This is a genomic window from Rheinheimera sp. KL1 (assembly GCF_001275035.1).
Lineage (GTDB): Bacteria > Pseudomonadota > Gammaproteobacteria > Enterobacterales > Alteromonadaceae > Pararheinheimera > Pararheinheimera tangshanensis.
On the sequence record NZ_LAMX01000020.1, the window covers coordinates 1 to 16254 of the forward strand.

The following is a 16254-nucleotide window of genomic DNA, read 5'->3' on the forward strand; positions in this document are numbered from 1 at the left end:
TCAACAAAGCTGCGGCTTCAAATACGAAGAGTCTTTCCCAAAGTAGTTGGAGTTGCAGCGAGGCGACGAGGGATTGAGACCCCAGGAGCATAGTTAACCTATGTGACTGGGGCGAGAGCGAAGTCAACAAAGCTGCGGGGGTAATCAGGCTAATAGCGCGACTCCACCCTTTAAATTAAACACCAAATCAAACCCAGCTCTATTCAGCACTTTCGCTGCCAATAAACTACGATTACCAGAACGGCAGACCAGCAACAAGGGCTGAGGGGTTGCAGTCTGTTGCTCGGTAACCTGCTGCACCAGTGCAGATAAAGGAACTTCCTTACAGACTAAATCAGGTAAGTACACAGACAAAGCACCTGCGGCTTGTTCATGGGGTTCACGCACGTCCCAGATTTGTAAGTTGGGGCGCTGCTGTATCAAGGCAGCGATCTGATGTTTATCAATCACAGCGGTCGCATCAGAAGCACAGACTTCCACTACCCCACAAAAATGCCCGGCCTGTTGTTGCAACCATTGTGTCTGACGCTGTAAATCGCTTAACCACAACTCCGGTGTAGCTTCGGTATGTAGCACCTGCTGCAACACAGGCTGCTCCTGCAGCATCAGATCCCAACGGGTGAAAAAACGCTGGGCATAATCATGGCTGGACAATAACAAGGTATGAGATTCAAGTTTCTGATCTAAAGCCCTTAAACTCAGACGAAAGGCCTTTGTGTCTCCACCTGGCAGATCCAATCGTCCTGTACCACCTGGCAAAATAAAATCGCCGACAAAAGCAAATTTTTGCTGATGGTGCTGCGTGACAACAATAGTCACAGCTTCAGGACTATGGCCCGGCGTAGCCAGACTTTCCAACTGATAAGCTCCCATTTGTAGCAGCGGTACGGCTAGAGGCCAACCCAGTACATCGGTCGGTACCTGATCCAGTAAATCAGCTAATAAGGTCGCCAGCGCAGGCCGCGCTGACGGATGATCTTTATGTACATGGGTATCTAAAATAGCCCGCACTTTGAACTGATGTCCCTGCACCAACTGAGCAATCCGGCTGGCCAGAGGCAACACAGCGTCGATAATAATGACTTCCGAGGTGTCAGCTGATACCAGTAAATAGCTGCATAAATCTTCATGTTTTAACTGCACTAAACCAGTCACTGGCTGCAGCTCTGTACTGCTGGCATCACTTAACACCAGACAACAGGAGTGCACTACAGTTTTTAACGCCAAAATAGCCTGACAAGCCTGCTGACATTCAGCTGTTGTCATTGCAGGACCAAAAGACAGGCGAATGGCGCCCTGACTGCGCCATAAAGGCAAGCCCATAGCATTGAGTACAAAACTGGTTGGAATTTTTGAGCTGCAAGCCGACCCCGAGCTGACACGAATGCCGGCAGCGTCAAACAAATCCATAATGTCTTTGCTGGCAAAACCTGGTACTGAGAAGTTAATAGTGGTAGGCACTATATAAGGTTTGTCGCTATTGAGCACTAAATCAGGAAAGACCTGGCGCAAAGCGGACAACAGTTGTTCACGGTAAGTCCACAGTGTCGTTTCAGACTGAAATACCGAATCAGCTTTTAAGTTCAGTTGCCTGAAAATAGCCTGCAAAGCGGCAATACCGGGCAGGTTTTCAGTACCGGAGCGTAAACCACTCTCCTGGCCGCCACCGGCCAGCAGCGGCTGATAAGGCGTGCCTTCGCGCACATATAAAAAGCCAATACCTTTGGGCGCATAGAGCTTATGGCCACTAAAAGGCGCGTAGTCTATCGTCATGTGCTCAAGCTGCAATGGCATTTTGCCAAGCGCCTGCACGCAATCCACCATCCAAAGCACTTGCGGCGCTACGCTACGAATAAGTTGCTGCAAAGCGGCTAAATCCTGTTTCACACCAGTTTCATTGTTCGCTGCCATAGTGCAAATCAGCAACGTATTCGACAGTTCAGCACGGATAAACTCAAAATCCAGGACACCATGTTGATCCACAGGAATAGCTTTAATGCTGGCGCCTAACTGCAATACATGATTCCAGTGCTCCAGGCTCTGAGGCACAGCTTTGTGTTCAGTCGCACCATAAAGCAAAGTATAAGCTGGGCCCGTTTTGCCGGACATTCGGGCATGCAACAAAGCGGAGAAAATAGAACTTTGAATGCCTTCAGTCGCCCCTGAAGTAAAAACAATGTCGCCGGAACCTGCGCCAACGAGCTGACGAGCCAATTGTCTGGTGGTTTCCAGCTCGACCTTGGCTTTAATACCAGTACTGTGACTGCTGCTTGGATTGCCAAAACACTGCTGCATCGTATGTTGCACAGCTTGCGCTGCACAAGCCAATACAGGGGTAGTCGCATTATTATCCAGATAAATTTCTTGCGGTCGCACAGCAGGCTTTTGCATAGTTCGCCCCATATAACTAAAGGTTATATTATATATAGCAATATAATAACCAGCCCCGACCGCTGTGACAAGGTGATAAAGGTAAGTACAGCTTATCAGATAAAAAAACAAAATCGCCTGGAGCGATTTTGAACAGTTTTAGCTGGCCCGACAGGGTGAGCGCCATGGATGGCAGCGAATACAAAATCGCCTGGAGTGATTTTCACTCACATCGTCCATGATGCTCGCCTACGGCAGCTGAAGCTGTGCAAAACAGCTATCCTGCTGTTTTGTGAACATCGGAGCGCAGCGACGATGGCCCGACAGGGTGAGCGCCATGGATGGCGGCGAATACAACAACATCTGGAATGTTTGTGGACGGCCTGAGCAGGCTCCGCAGGAGTTTTTTGCATGGATGTAAAAAACAAAAACCGCCTTGCGGCGGCTTTAAATTATTCGATTAAATCTTTTGGAATTTGTGAGCGCAAACCTGCCCAAATTTTACCGCTCTCTTTACCGTACTTACGCACAGCGAATACTACTTCGTCATGTTTACCTGCTTCAGCATATTGCTTTAACTGGTGATAATACTGACGGGCTAATTCACGGGCTTCAGGAGAGGAGAAATAGAAACGGGCAATTTTGTTATACAAACCGCGGAAGCCATTTAAAATCAGCACATAGATACGATTGGATGAATGCAGCGCCATTTCATGGTTCAGGTTGTAGTCAAAAGCCGCAAAAGCTTCGGCTGTGTCAGCTAAATCTTCAGCACCGGCAAAAGACGCAATCACCTGTTCTTTATGTGTCTTAATAGCACCACGAATATAAATAGCGCTGATGTTGGTACGGGCAGACAGCAGCTCATCGACCAGTTCCGGCATCCGCTCTTCATCTAAACGGGCTAGCGTTTCCAGAATATTTAAACCTGAGGTTTCCCAGAAGTTATTCACCTTCGTTGGTTTGCCGTGCTGAATGGTCAGCCAGCCATCACGGGCTAAACGTTGTAACACTTCACGTAACGTAGTGCGGGTAACTCCTATCAGCTCTGACAATTCACGCTCAGCTGGTAAAATGGACCCTGGAGCAAATTTGCCATTCCAGATAGATTCAACAATATATTCTTCAGCAAAACCAGCTGGGCTTTGCGCTTTAATCAAATTCATAGTCATGCGGAGAGACCCGTTGTCATTATTATAATGTCAGATAAATGGCACTGATTGTACCAGAGACAATCCAGTTAACAAGCTATGGATTAAAAATAGCTGTTCAGCGTACTGTGGGTTGTCTTTCCACTGTTTTTGCCTTAGATTGACCGACTTATAGTTTTGTTTTATCAAACAAAGGGATCCGAATGTTATCCAGTCTGGCAAAATGGTCAAAACAACGATCGGCATGGCTTGTGTTAGCGCTGTCAGCCACGGTGTTGTTAGGTCTGGCGTTGTACTTTCAATATCAGATGAATTTACAGCCTTGCATGTTATGTGTGTATGCCAGAGCGGCATTAACTGGTGTGATACTGGCAGCACTGGTTGCCCTGATATCACCGACCAACGGTTTATTACGCTGGATAGCTTTGTTAACTTTTAGCGCAAGTTCAGTTTGGGGAGTGATGATCACCCACGAACATATAGGTGTCGAAGAGCTGGTGCAGTCCGGTGGTCTATACACCTGTAGTTTGTTTCCTGAGTTTCCACTGGGTTTGCCTTTAGATAAATGGTTTCCGGAAATCTTTAACCCTACCGGTATGTGCGGTGATATAGCATGGCGCTTTATGGATTTCTCTATGCCGGTTTGGACAAGAGTAATTTTTGTCGTCTATACCCTGCTATCACTGATGTTAATCTTCAGCCAGTTTAAGAAGAAAAAATACAATCCTTACGACTAAATTCGACATCTAAAGAAAAAGGAGCTCACAAGCTCCTTTTTCTTTATAAAAACAAACGATTAACTAACGATAGCTAAAAGTTCTACATCAAAAACTAAAGTGCTGAATGGAGCAATTTTGCCACCAGCGCCACGCTCACCGTAAGCCAGGTTATGTGGGATAGTTAAACGTAACTTGGTGCCAACAGGCATCAATTGCAGCGCTTCAGTCCAACCAGCGATCACACCAGAGACAGGGAATTCAGCAGGCTGACCACGGTCGTACGAGCTGTCAAACACAGTACCGTCAATTAAAGTGCCGTGGTAATGCGTGCGCACTGTTGACGCTTTAGTTGGCTTTTCGCCTTCACCTTGCACTAATACTTCGTACTGTAAACCTGAAGCAGTCACAGTCACGCCTGGTTTTTTCGCATTTTCAGCCAGGAAAGCTTCACCAGCGCCCGCTAAGGCTTTGGCTTGTTGTTCCTGTTGTTGCTGCATTCGCTGGCTGATCACCTGGAACGCAGCGCCAATTTGCTCATCAGAGACTTCTGGCTCATCACCCTGGAAAGCAGCAGCTAAACCTGCGGCTACCGCCAGAATGTCTAAACCGTCAAACGGGTTGTCAGCCAGTTGCTGACCCATTTGCAGACCTATGCCATAACTGGCGTGTTGCTCTAAGCTGGTAAATTTAGTAGACATAAAGTTCACTTGTAGTTTGGCGCACAAAGCGCGTGGTAGAAGCGCAAATCAAATTCGGCTTCAGTTTCAATCTGATGCAACATCAGATCACGAAAGTTGTTGTAGCTGCTGCCATAAACCTAACACCAGCTGTTGATCCTGCTCCGTCAGTTCACCACCCGCAATCGCCATGCTCAGACTTTGCTGCACTGACTCTGTAAGTTCAGCTTGCTCAAATGGTTGCTCCGTCAGCTCTAACCGCCCGACGGCTAGATCAAAATGGCCACGTAAGTAACCACCGGCAAATAATTCATCATCACTGGCTTTTTGCACCATTGCATCTAAAAACTGGGCAACCTGCTGAATATAGGCCTGAACGTCCTGCATTTTTACTCCTCCAGACCTAGTCTGTACATCACGTAATCATTGTAGCCGACCAGTACAGGCAAAAGCCCTTGTAACTGCTGATCAAGGCTTGCATCACCGGTGTCGGCTAATAAAGGTCGCCCGGCAAGCTGCTGCAATTTAGTTTTAGTGGCAACTAAACAAATATTAGCGCGCCCTACTGCGCGGATAACCGCAGGGCTTAACTGCTGATTGCCCCGGCCAAACACATGACCCTGGCCACCTATTAAGGTGATCACCAGCTTGCTGGGATAATCCTTTACCAGCTCAAGTAATTCTGTGGCTGTAACGTCAGATGCAATCAACTCACCATTCTCCACTACATCCACACCTAATAAGGTGTTGGGCAGGCCGAGTTCTTTCATCACAGCGGCTACTGTGGAACCTGAGCCCATCACATACCGCACATTCTCTTCCATTTCGCTTGCTATATATGCGGCTAAATCATCCAGCACCAGCTCTTCGGATTCTTTGCCGCCACTTTTCACGCTTTGAATATATCGAAGCTCGGCCGGGATACGCATTTCACCAAAACGTTTGGCGCGCACTATGCCCTGGCGAAAGGCGGTTTCGTCTATATCCATTACTGCTGCTTCGGTTAAGGTCACAAGCTCGCCTTTGACCAGCTGAGCTATGACTTTACCAGCAGCAGAGGGGCTAATGGCATACACTCCGGAGTGAATTTTACAACCTGCTGGCACACCAAGTACTGTCGCTCGTTCGCCGACCGCTGCACAGATATTGCGGGCTGTACCATCGCCACCGGCAAATAACAACAAGTCTACGCCTTGCTCTGCAATGGCGGTAGCGGCTTGTTCTGTATCTTCTGCCGTGGTTTGACTGGACTGAGGGGTGTAACAAATCTCAAACTGAAAACCTAAAGACGCAAGCAGATCGGCCCCCATAGCACCGGCAACCGTCAGGATCTGCAGCTGGTCTTTCAGAGGCAACAGCGGCTCTAACGCCAAGGCGGTTTTATGTTGCGCCTGCGGCACAGCGCCTAATGCCAAAGCTTGTTCTACCACACCGTCGCTACCTTTAAGCGCAACAGCACCACCTACTCCAGCTACAGGATTGATAATTAAACCTAAACGAAACAGACTGGCCACACTACCCTCTACAGCGTAAAAAAAACGCCGCATTGTAGCCTTTTAGCAAAGCTATGCCCAGCCAGAACTAGAGCTTTTGCTGCTGGCGTAAAGTATTTGGCAAAGAAAAGGCCATTAAAGTCGCCCCTAAAGCCGCCACTGCAGCACTGACAAAAGTTAAAGTCGCGCCTGGTCCGTCAGCCCACAATACACCGGCACAATAAGCCCCTATAGCGCCACCGCCACCGTAAACCACACCAGCATACAAGGCCTGGCCACGGCTACGCTGCGCCGGGGCAAAAAAGCTTTGAATAAACTGCATAGCGCAGCTGTGCGCTAAGGCAAAACTGGCCGCATGGAATAACATACTAAAAGCCAGCCAGTACCAGTGTTGTGCCAGATAAGCCACAATCAACCAACGCAGCACCGTCAGACCGTAACAAAAGGTCAGCAGCACCCTGTAGCTGAAGCGATTTAATACTTTGCCCGCATAAAAAAACGCGATAATTTCCGCCAGCACCGCCAGAGCTATCATCATGCCCGAGGTCACACCGCTGTAACCTAAATCGCGGCAATACAAAATAAAGAAACCATAAAAAGGCGCAAAACTAATTTGCATTAAGAAAGTTGCGGTCATAAAACGTAAAAATACCGGATGCTTAAACAAGGTCCGAAAACGAATCGACTGCTGCCCTTCGGTGTTTTTCATGGTAAAAGATGGCAATAAAAACAGAGTTCCCAGCAGCAAAGCCAAAAACACAGTGGCGCCCCAGGGTAAAAATTCGGAGCCAAAATGTTGTAGTAACAAACCGCCCAGCATCACGACCAGGATGTAGCCGACACTGCCAAAACTGCGGACCCGGCCATAGACACTACTGTCGTTATTCAGATAATGAAAGGCGCTGACTTCCAGCTGCGGTAAAATTGCAGTCCAGAATAAACTGAACAACCCCAACCCCAGCACCAGAGGCCAATAGCCAAAATCAACATAACTGCTGAGCCAGCCAATGGATGCCAGCACAGCGCCAAAACGCATGACGCTGATGGGGTCGCCTTTACGCTCCACCACCATAGCCCACAAGCTCGGGCCAATAATACGACTGGTGGTGACTATCGCCAGCAACAAACCTATATCGTGAGAGTTAAAACCGCGGCCATCGAGAAACATCGGCAGGTAAGGTACAAAAATGCCTAACACGGCAAAATAGGCAAAGTAAGCAAGTCCCAGGGCTGGGGTGGTAGCAAGTTTCATCGGGTCAGAGCCTTGGCTCTGCACCTTGTTCAACAAGGGCAGAGCAAAATTACAATTGAAAAACAGGTCTTCGATAAACAGGTCAGAGCTTAAGCTCAGCCCTTTGATTAAGGCTGCCTTGCAATATCTGGTGTTGTGACGACCACATCAGCATTTTGTGCTCTGTGCCGCAGGAAATGATCCATCAGTACTATCGCCAGCATAGCTTCAGCTATAGGCACAGCCCGAATACCAACACAAGGGTCGTGACGGCCTTTGGTGATCATCTCTGTTTCTTCACCACTGGTGGTAATAGTTTTACCTGCAATGCTGATACTTGATGTAGGTTTTAACGCAATACTGACATTAATATCCTGACCAGAGGTAATGCCGCCTAAAGTGCCACCGGCGTGGTTGGCGCTAAAACCTGCTAAGCGCAGCTCATCACGATGGGTAGAGCCCCGCTGTTCGACCACAGCAAAACCATCACCAATTTCGACGGCCTTCACCGCATTAATACTCATCATGGCATGTGCTATATCGGCATCAATGCGGTCGAACACAGGCTCTCCCCAACCCACAGGCACACCAGAGGCCACCACATTGATGCGGGCACCGACTGAATCACCGTCTTTTTTCAGCTGACGCATATACTCATCTAACTGCTCGAGCACGTCGACATCAGGGCAGAAAAAAGCATTTTGTTCCACCTGGTCCCAATCCAGCTTTTGCGCTTTGATTGGGCCAAGCTGCGCGAGGTAACCCCGAATTTCGATCCCAAACTTCGCTTTTAAATACTGCTTGGCAATAGCACCTGCAGCCACACGGACAGCTGTTTCACGGGCTGACGAGCGGCCGCCACCGCGGTAATCGCGAATACCAAATTTATGCCAGTAAGTGTAATCGGCATGACCTGGACGAAATAGGTCTTTAATAGCAGAATAGTCCTGTGAGCGCTGATCAGTATTTTCAATCAGCAAGCCAATAGATGCGCCTGTGCTATAGCCTTCAAACACACCGGATAAAATTTTAACGATATCATCCTCTCGACGTGCCGTGGTGTAACGTGAGGTACCAGGTTTGCGTCTGTCTAATTCGTGCTGAATTTGCTCCAGGTCGAGCTTTAAGCCAGGCGGCAAACCATCCACTATGCCACCAATGGCTGGGCCATGGCTTTCACCAAAGGTGGTCACTTTAAAGAGTTGGCCTATAGAATTACCCGACATCTTCTGCTCCTGAGTCTTGTTCTCTGTTCTGACGAATTACGCTTCTAAACTATGCTGATGTTTCACCAGGTCAGCTTTGCTGATGGCAAATACCCCTAAACCACCGCGTTCGAATTCCAGCCATTGTAATGGCAAATCCGGATACAGCTCTTGCAGTGCAACCATACTGTTGCCTACTTCACAAATCAGCCAGCCGCCATCGTTTAAATGCTCTGCAGCTTCAGCCAAAATACGGCGGGTTAATTCCAGACCGTCATGGCCAGAGGCTAACCCTAATTCTGGCTCGTGATGGTATTCATCCGGCAAGTCAGCCATATCTTCAGCATCTACATAAGGCGGATTGGTCACAATCAAGTCGTAAGTCTGACCTTTAATGGCGTTATAACCATCAGACAACATAGGGAACACCTGATGCTCCAGCTCATGCTGTTCGATATTAAATATCGCCACATCCAGCGCATCTTCGCTGATATCCAATGCATCTACTTCAGCATTTGGAAACTGTTTAGCGCAGGCAATAGCAATACAGCCAGACCCTGTACACAAATCTAAAATACGAGCTGGTTCATGTTCTTTAAACCAGGGCTCGAAGCTTCGACTGATTAGTTCTCCTATCGGCGAACGTGGCACTAACACCCGCTCATCGACATAAAAACTTAAGCCACAGAAAAAGGCCTGCTGCGTCAGATAAGCCGCAGGAATGCGCTGTTCGATGCGTTGCAGTAACAAATCGCAAAAGACTTTGGCTTCAGTGCTGGTGATACGAAGTGGCAACAGGTTTTCGCTAATGCGGGCTATATCCAGACTATGAGCCAGCAGCAAGGCAGCTTCATCCCATGGATTGTCGGTGCCATGACCAAAATAGATATGGGCTTTATTAAACTGACTGACAGACCAGCGTAACCAGTCGTGGATGGAATGCAGCTCGCGGATGGCTTCGTCGATAATTTCCGCAGTCAGATGGCTGCTTTGATGCTCTGTCATTGTGTTTTACTCTAGTGATTGGTTAGACTTCGGGCATGCGAAAAAAAACACCAGTTTCAAATCTTCCTGATGAAGAAAAACAGCTGTTCCGGGACTCGGTAACAGGCGCACGCCCCTTGCAGCAGGACAAGATACCTTTTGCCCGTCAGCCCGGCAAGGTCAGAATGGCCGCTACTTTAACAAATAGCAGTCCAGATAGCCATTTGTTTTACTTTTCAGACCAGTACGAAGGTTTTTTCAGCGACAGTCAAACTCTGGCTTTTGTGCAAACAGGTGATGACCCGACCTTAGCCAGACAATTAAAACGCGGTGAATTTCGCCCCGCTGTGGTCTTGGACTTACATGGTTTAACCCAACAACAGGCCAAAACTGAACTGGCAGGTTTACTGGCGTACTGCGAGCAACAGCACTTTAACTGCGCTTGTGTGGTCCATGGTAAGGGGCTGGGCATACTAGCCAAAAGAGTACCAAACTGGCTGGTACAACACCCGAATGTGCGGGCTTTTCATACGGCCCCCACCGAATGGGGCCGGGATGGTGCGTTACTGGTGTTACTTAGAATTCCGACTTAAGAGACCGATTTTACCAAACGAAGCATACTTGGGCAGGCATATTCCAGCAGTATGCCCCTGTGCTGGTGGTAATCAATGCAGGCTACACCTGCAGTATCAAAAATCGGCGTCTGGCCACTGCGGGTAAAAGCTTCAACCAAAAAACTGACCAGTGGCATATGAGACACCAATAAAATTTTGGTCTGTGGGTTTTCTGCATACAACATATCCAGAAAATCGACCACCAGTTGTGCATTGCCTTCAGGGACCAGATCTGCATTGACTTCAACAGGGTGCGCTGACAGCCCTTTTTGCAGCAAAACTGCGGCAGTTTGCTGTGTCCTGCGATAAGGGCTGGAGAAAATCCGGTCAAATGCACTATAGTGGTGATGCAGCCACTGAGCCATTTCACTGACTTCGGCCTGACCTGCTGCTGTTAACTGTCGTTCACTGTCGCTCAAGTACTGCGGTTCAGCTTCACCGTGCCGCATAATAACCAAATTAACCATTGTTGCTACCAGTTACAACTTCGCGACGCTCGCGAAAAGAGTGCGCTATGATAATGAAAGTTAATGCCGACAGTAACTGCTAATAAAGCATAAAATTGCGTTACTATATTCCTAATCGCTATGATGAACCCTCGCATTCTGTATTTTCAGGGTTCCCGTCACGAGGCATAAATTGAAAAAAATCCAGTTAATGCAAAGCCCTAACGATAAACGTCAATACCTAGCGCTGACTTTATCGAATGATCTTCCTGTTCTTCTGGTGCATCAGCAAGATGCAGAAAAAAGTGCTGCGGCGCTGACAGTGAACGTTGGGCACTTTGATGATCCGGCGGAACGTCAGGGCTTAGCACATTTTCTGGAGCATATGCTGTTTTTGGGCACTGAAAACTATCCGGATGCCGGTGAATATCAGCATTTTATCAACCATCATGGTGGCAGTCATAATGCCTGGACTGGTACTGAACACAGCAGTTTTTTCTTTGATATAGACACAGACTATTTTGAGCTGGCGCTGGACAGATTCGCCGACATGTTCCGCGCACCGCTGTTTCATGCAGATTACATAGAAAAAGAGCGTCAGGCCATTGAGGCAGAGTTTTCATTAAAGCTCAAAGACGACAGCAGACGCATTTACCAGGTGCACAAAGAAACGGTCAATCCGGCCCACCCTTTTGCCAAATTTTCGGTGGGTAACTTAACGACCTTGTGTGATACACCGGAGCAAAGCCTGCAACAAGCGGTGCAGCAGTTTTTTGATAGCCATTACGGTACACGCCGTATGACCTTATGTCTGGTGTCACCTTTACCACTGCAACAACTGGAGCAGCTGGTACACCAGTATTTTGCTGCTTTACCAAACCATGTTAGTGCCAAAGCCCCTCTATCCGAGCCTTTGTATCTGGCCGAACATCAGGCGCTACAACTGGATATCGCGCCACATAAATTCAGTCAGAGGCTGGTCGCCAGTTTTGCCTTGCCCGACATCCAGCCCTTGTACAAATACAAGCTGATTTCTTTTTTAGCGCATTTATTAGGAGATGAAGGCTCGGGTTCTTTATTGGCTTATTTAAAAGACCAGGGCTGGGTCAATCAGTTGAGTGCCGGTGGTGGTATAGACGGCAGTAACTACAAAGATTTCACTTTATCTTTCGAACTGACAGAACAAGGCGTTTTAGCCAAGGATCAGATTTTAAAAGCCATGTTTGGTCAGCTGCAGTTGCTTCGACAATCCGCCTTTCCAGAGCATTTGTTTCTGGAGCGCCAGCGTTTAGTGCAGTGGAGCTACCTGTATCAAGAACCCAGTACAGCCCTGCAGGGTGCCTGCGATTTATCCGTCAATATGCAACATTATCCGGTCGATGATTATGTCTATGGGGACTACCGCATGGACCTGCCTCCAGAATCTCTGTATCGCGAGCTGTTGCAGAACTTCCGTCCCGACAATATGAGGGTGATGTTTATTGCACCCGATATAGAAGCCAACCGTGAAGCGCGCTGGTATCAAACCCCTTACCGTGTCCAGCCGCTGACGCACTCTCAGCTGGAACAGTATCAACAAGCCCAGGTGCCTGAAGGCAATCATCTGCCAAAGAGCAATCCTTATCTGGTGACAGAGCTGAACTTACTCTCAAACTCTGCCCATATGACCAAACCCCAGCTTTTGGTACAGCAGTCTGGCTTTAAGTTGTGGTTTAAAGCCGATACCGACTTTAAAACACCCAAAGGTCATATTTTTGTCCAGCTGAATTTACCCCGTTGTATTCAGTCTGTGGCTCATATGGCGTCCAGCCGGTTATGGCTGGAGTTATTTCAGGATCAGATCAATGAAAATTTTTATGCCGCCACTACCGCAGGTTTAACTTATCATTTGCATGTCCAGCACAATGGCATCAGTGTGCACAGCAGTGGTTTGGCAGGGAACCAGATTAAGCTAGTCTCAGATTTATTAGCCCAGATGGACTGCTGTCAATTTGACGAACAACGTTTTGATGAAATTAAGCGTCAATTGATCAGGCACTGGCAAAATCACAGCAAAAACAAACCAGTCTCTAAACTTTTTAGTCAATTGTCGTCTTTATTGCAGCCGTTAAATCCTGATATTGATCAACTGGCTGCAGCGTTACAGCAACTCAGTTACAACGATTTTATATTGTTTCACCAGCAGTTATTGCAACAGGTCTATCTGGATGCTTTTATGGTCGGAAACTGGCGTACTGCAGATGCAACAGAGTTAAGTCAGGCTCTGCAATTGTGGCTATCCAGGCAACAGCAAGGCAAGGCTTTACCCCGCCAACGTTTTAATACAGAGGGCATAGGTCCGGTGTGGGTTCAGGTTCAGGTTGAACACAGTGATCAAGCACTGGTGATCTATCTGCCGTCACGACAAAAACGCCCCGAAGATATGGCGCTTTTTATGCTGGCGAATCACTTACTCTCTCCTGAGTATTTCCATGTACTGCGCACTGAGCAGCAACTGGGTTATTTAGTTGGAACTGGTTATGTACCGATGAATCTGTTGCCTGGTATAGCGTTTTACATTCAGAGTCCGACTGCATCCTGCGCTGATTTATACAAAGCGACTTTGGCGTTTTATAAAAACTTCCTGTCTGAATTAGAAGAGCTGGACGAAGATGAATTTGTTCAGATGAAACAAGGTCTGGCAACCCAAATTAAAGAACGGGACAGCAGCTTAGGTGCCAGGGCAAAACGGCTGTGGCTGGCGATAGGCCAGGGGGATCACCAGTTTGATTTAAACGAGCAGATAGAAAAAGCACTGGAACAACTCAGTTTGACCGATTTTATCGCATTTTTTTATCAGCTGTTGGCACCAGACTATGATGCAATTTTCCTGGCGACAGGAGATAAACCGGATCACAGCCATTTGACTGAACAAAACCCGTTCAATTTATTAGAGAAATTGCCTTTATTGTCGGAATGGCTTTGACAGTGTGGATAACATTAGTTACCGTGAATTGATATCCATTAAAAAAGTCTGACTGTGCGCCTGACTCCAGTTTTACCGCTGCCCTTTGCTGTTGTATCAGCCATGCCTCTGCCTGCCGTTGCGGCAGGTTGGGAGCAGTTGCAACCTTACATGTTGACGCTGATCTCCGTCCTGTCGATAGTCGCTTTGGTGCTGGCTCACTTGAGTATTGTAAGGATGCGACGTTATCAGTCGAAGCTCGAGCAAAGTGAAGAGCGTTTACGTTTGTCTTTATGGGGCAGCGGCGATGAGTTATGGGACTGGGATATGAAGGCAGGCCAGTTGTATCGCTCCAGCTCCTGGCACCAGCCCTTAGAGAAACCAGGTGACAGCCAGCAATTTCCGCCGAATCGCTCTGAAATTCATCCACAAGATGTAGAAAGAGTCACCAGCGCACTGCAACAACATATGCATGGTATGACGCCTATTTTCGAAGCCAGCTACCGGATAAAAGCTGCCAACGGCCAATGGATCTGGGTACTCGATCGCGGCAAAGTGGTGCAGTTGAACGAACAAGGCCAGGCCATTCGTATGACTGGTACTTTAAAAAATATTCAGCAATTAAAAGAGACCGAAGAACGTTTAAGCTTATTTGCCCGCTGCCTGGACAATATCTCCGACGCGGTAATGGTCTGTGATACCAATTTTGCCTTATTGGAAGTTAATCCGGCCTTTGTCAGCATGACAGGCAAAAGTCGGGAGTCAGTGTTGCATACCGTCTTTGAGCTTTGCCTCTACCCTGCCCGCTTTTTACATGAAATCCGCCAGTCTTTACTAGAACAAGGTTACTGGGCTGGTGAAATCGAAGACAAAAGACACAATGGGGAGCTGTATCAGGCTGAACTGAGTTTTGACGTGATCAAAGATGAACTTGGACAAGTGCAGCAGTTTGTTGGTGTGGTTTCAGACATCAGCGAACGTAAAAAACGCGAAGCAGAACTGAATCGTCTGGCCGATACCGATACCTTAACAGGCTTGCCAAACCGTGCCCGTTTTTCCAGCCACTTAAGCCAACTGGTGCGTGAACAGGTTGAACACGCGCTGTTGGTGTTCGATTTAGACAACTTCAAAAAGATTAACGATTCACTCGGCCATGAGCTCGGTGATACCTTGCTCTGTAAGTTGTCCGAACGCTTAAGTCATTTCACCCGCTTTAAAGCGAAACTCTATCGCCTGGGTGGTGATGAGTTCGCGGTGGTGCTGGAAAATACCAATGATATTCACAGCATCACAAGCCTGGCCAAAGACCTGCTGAAACAAATTAACCTGCCATTTTTTATCGAACAGCACGAACTGGCGATCACCAGCAGTATAGGCATAGTGTTATATCCGGAAGATGGCAGCGACCCACAAGCGCTGCTGCGTAACGCTGATACCGCCATGTATCACGCTAAACATGAAGGTGCCAACCGTTATTTGTTTTTTAACGACTCAATGAACAAGCTGGCGGTGAAACGATTGCAGGTGGAAAACCTGATCCGTCATGGCCTAAAAGAAGACTATTTCACCGTATTTTATCAGCCCAAAATGGACATAGTCACAGGTCAGTTGGTGGGTATGGAAGCATTGGTACGTTTTATCACACCGAAAAAAGGCTTAATCAGTCCGGCTTCTTTTATTCCTGTGGCAGAAGAAACAGGCCAAATTCTTGAAATTGGTGAAGTAGTTTTGCAAAAAACCTGCGAAGACGTCAAACGCTGGATAGATATGGGGCTGTTTCATGGCCGTGTTGCGGTCAACTTATCAGCCAAACAGTTTATGCTGCCCTTTTTGTGTGAGCAAATCGACGATATTCTGCAGCGCTCTGAGCTGCCCTCTTATCACCTGGAGTTAGAAATCACTGAGGGTACAGTGATGCAATCGCCCACTCTGGCGATAGATACCATGAAGAAACTTCGGGCTCGTGGTATTCATTTAGCCATGGATGACTTTGGCACAGGCTACTCGTCTTTGGCCTATTTAAAACAGTTTCCGCTCAATACTTTAAAAATAGATAAAGCCTTTATCGATGATATGAATACAGCCCGTGGCCGCAATATGGTGGACACTATAGTTACTATTGCTCACAACCTGAACCTGACCGTAGTGGCCGAAGGAGTGGAGCAAGCAGAGCAGCTACAACAGCTGAAGCAGCTGCGCTGTGAGATTATTCAGGGCTATTTTTATAGTAAGCCGTTATCTGCCCATGATTTTGGTTTGTTCTTAAAACAACAGAAACAACAAAAACCCAAACTGACGGCTGTACCTGGTTAAAACGGCTTTGGTTGTTAGGCTTGGCAGAGCATGACTGGCACAAAACAAAAAAGGGCTGATGCAGATCCAATACCAAGTACTGCATCTGCACCAACCCTTTTTCAGCG

The 16254-nt window shown here is 47.6% G+C and carries 13 protein-coding genes; 4 read left to right on the top strand and 9 right to left on the bottom strand.

The features are described from left to right. Window positions 1-144 precede the first annotated feature (144 nt). Window positions 145-2391, bottom strand: coding sequence for an aminotransferase class V-fold PLP-dependent enzyme (locus WH43_RS11315; RefSeq protein ID WP_053424721.1), 2247 nt, complete (start codon window positions 2389-2391; stop codon window positions 145-147). Window positions 2392-2822: 431 nt separating this feature from the next. Further along, a complete protein-coding gene (gene fadR, locus WH43_RS11320; protein WP_053424722.1) occupies window positions 2823-3542 on the bottom strand; it encodes a fatty acid metabolism transcriptional regulator FadR in 720 nt (239 codons plus the stop codon). A 182-nt stretch (window positions 3543-3724) separates the two neighbouring features. Here fadR and dsbB point away from each other — a divergent pair, with 182 nt between their 5' ends. Beyond that, window positions 3725-4258: a disulfide bond formation protein DsbB gene (dsbB, locus tag WH43_RS11325; protein ID WP_053424723.1), complete on the top strand. Its 534-nt coding sequence runs from the start codon at window positions 3725-3727 to the stop codon at window positions 4256-4258. 59 nt (window positions 4259-4317) lie between these two features. Here dsbB and bamJ read toward each other — a convergent pair whose 3' ends face one another. From bamJ to prmB, 6 genes are all read right to left on the bottom strand, one after another. Beyond that, window positions 4318-4938, bottom strand: a complete 621-nt coding sequence (gene bamJ, locus WH43_RS11330; RefSeq protein ID WP_053424724.1) for a BamJ family beta-barrel-assembly machinery protein — start codon at window positions 4936-4938, stop codon at window positions 4318-4320. An 87-nt stretch (window positions 4939-5025) separates the two neighbouring features. Further along, on the bottom strand, window positions 5026-5304 hold the full coding sequence (locus tag WH43_RS11335) for a YfcL family protein (RefSeq protein WP_053424725.1): 279 nt from the start codon (window positions 5302-5304) through the stop codon (window positions 5026-5028). Window positions 5305-5306: 2 nt separating this feature from the next. Further along, window positions 5307-6464, bottom strand: coding sequence for an ATP-NAD kinase family protein (locus WH43_RS11340; RefSeq protein ID WP_286049686.1), 1158 nt, complete (start codon window positions 6462-6464; stop codon window positions 5307-5309). A 34-nt stretch (window positions 6465-6498) separates the two neighbouring features. Further along, entirely contained in the window at window positions 6499-7662 is a 1164-nt protein-coding gene (locus tag WH43_RS11345; RefSeq protein ID WP_053424726.1) for an MFS transporter, read from the bottom strand. A gap of 107 nt (window positions 7663-7769) precedes the next feature. Next, window positions 7770-8867 carry a chorismate synthase gene (gene aroC / locus WH43_RS11350; RefSeq protein ID WP_053424727.1) on the bottom strand — a complete coding sequence of 366 codons (1098 nt, stop codon included), beginning with the start codon at window positions 8865-8867 and terminating at the stop codon, window positions 7770-7772. A 36-nt stretch (window positions 8868-8903) separates the two neighbouring features. Beyond that, on the bottom strand, window positions 8904-9851 hold the full coding sequence (gene prmB, locus WH43_RS11355) for a 50S ribosomal protein L3 N(5)-glutamine methyltransferase (RefSeq protein ID WP_053424728.1): 948 nt from the start codon (window positions 9849-9851) through the stop codon (window positions 8904-8906). 35 nt (window positions 9852-9886) lie between these two features. Here prmB and smrB point away from each other — a divergent pair, with 35 nt between their 5' ends. Further along, window positions 9887-10423: an endonuclease SmrB gene (gene smrB, locus WH43_RS11360; protein ID WP_053424729.1), complete on the top strand. Its 537-nt coding sequence runs from the start codon at window positions 9887-9889 to the stop codon at window positions 10421-10423. On the opposite strand, the gene sixA is transcribed toward smrB, so the two are convergent. Beyond that, window positions 10420-10911, bottom strand: coding sequence for a phosphohistidine phosphatase SixA (gene sixA, locus WH43_RS11365; protein WP_053424730.1), 492 nt, complete (start codon window positions 10909-10911; stop codon window positions 10420-10422). The genes smrB and sixA overlap by 4 nt on opposite strands. Before the next feature lie 172 nt (window positions 10912-11083). On the opposite strand from sixA, the gene WH43_RS11370 reads away from it, so the two are divergent. Both WH43_RS11370 and WH43_RS11375 read left to right on the top strand, forming a co-directional pair. Further along, window positions 11084-13855, top strand: a complete 2772-nt coding sequence (locus WH43_RS11370; protein WP_082335758.1) for an insulinase family protein — start codon at window positions 11084-11086, stop codon at window positions 13853-13855. A gap of 54 nt (window positions 13856-13909) precedes the next feature. Continuing rightward, on the top strand, window positions 13910-16147 hold the full coding sequence (locus WH43_RS11375; protein WP_082335759.1) for a putative bifunctional diguanylate cyclase/phosphodiesterase: 2238 nt from the start codon (window positions 13910-13912) through the stop codon (window positions 16145-16147). The last annotated feature ends 107 nt before the right edge of the window (window positions 16148-16254 follow it).

Excerpts from the sequence above, each read along its gene's own strand:
- WH43_RS11315 (WP_053424721.1), bottom strand. The coding sequence starts at position 2,391 with ATGCAAAAGCCTGCTGTGCGACCGCAAGAAATTTATCTGGATAATAAT.
- fadR (WP_053424722.1), bottom strand. The coding sequence starts at position 3,542 with ATGACTATGAATTTGATTAAAGCGCAAAGCCCAGCTGGTTTTGCTGAA.
- dsbB (WP_053424723.1), top strand. The coding sequence starts at position 3,725 with ATGTTATCCAGTCTGGCAAAATGGTCAAAACAACGATCGGCATGGCTT.
- bamJ (WP_053424724.1), bottom strand. The coding sequence starts at position 4,938 with ATGTCTACTAAATTTACCAGCTTAGAGCAACACGCCAGTTATGGCATA.
- WH43_RS11335 (WP_053424725.1), bottom strand. The coding sequence starts at position 5,304 with ATGCAGGACGTTCAGGCCTATATTCAGCAGGTTGCCCAGTTTTTAGAT.
- WH43_RS11340 (WP_286049686.1), bottom strand. The coding sequence starts at position 6,464 with ATGCGGCGTTTTTTTTACGCTGTAGAGGGTAGTGTGGCCAGTCTGTTT.
- WH43_RS11345 (WP_053424726.1), bottom strand. The coding sequence starts at position 7,662 with ATGAAACTTGCTACCACCCCAGCCCTGGGACTTGCTTACTTTGCCTAT.
- aroC (WP_053424727.1), bottom strand. The coding sequence starts at position 8,867 with ATGTCGGGTAATTCTATAGGCCAACTCTTTAAAGTGACCACCTTTGGT.
- prmB (WP_053424728.1), bottom strand. The coding sequence starts at position 9,851 with ATGACAGAGCATCAAAGCAGCCATCTGACTGCGGAAATTATCGACGAA.
- smrB (WP_053424729.1), top strand. The coding sequence starts at position 9,887 with ATGCGAAAAAAAACACCAGTTTCAAATCTTCCTGATGAAGAAAAACAG.
- sixA (WP_053424730.1), bottom strand. The coding sequence starts at position 10,911 with ATGGTTAATTTGGTTATTATGCGGCACGGTGAAGCTGAACCGCAGTAC.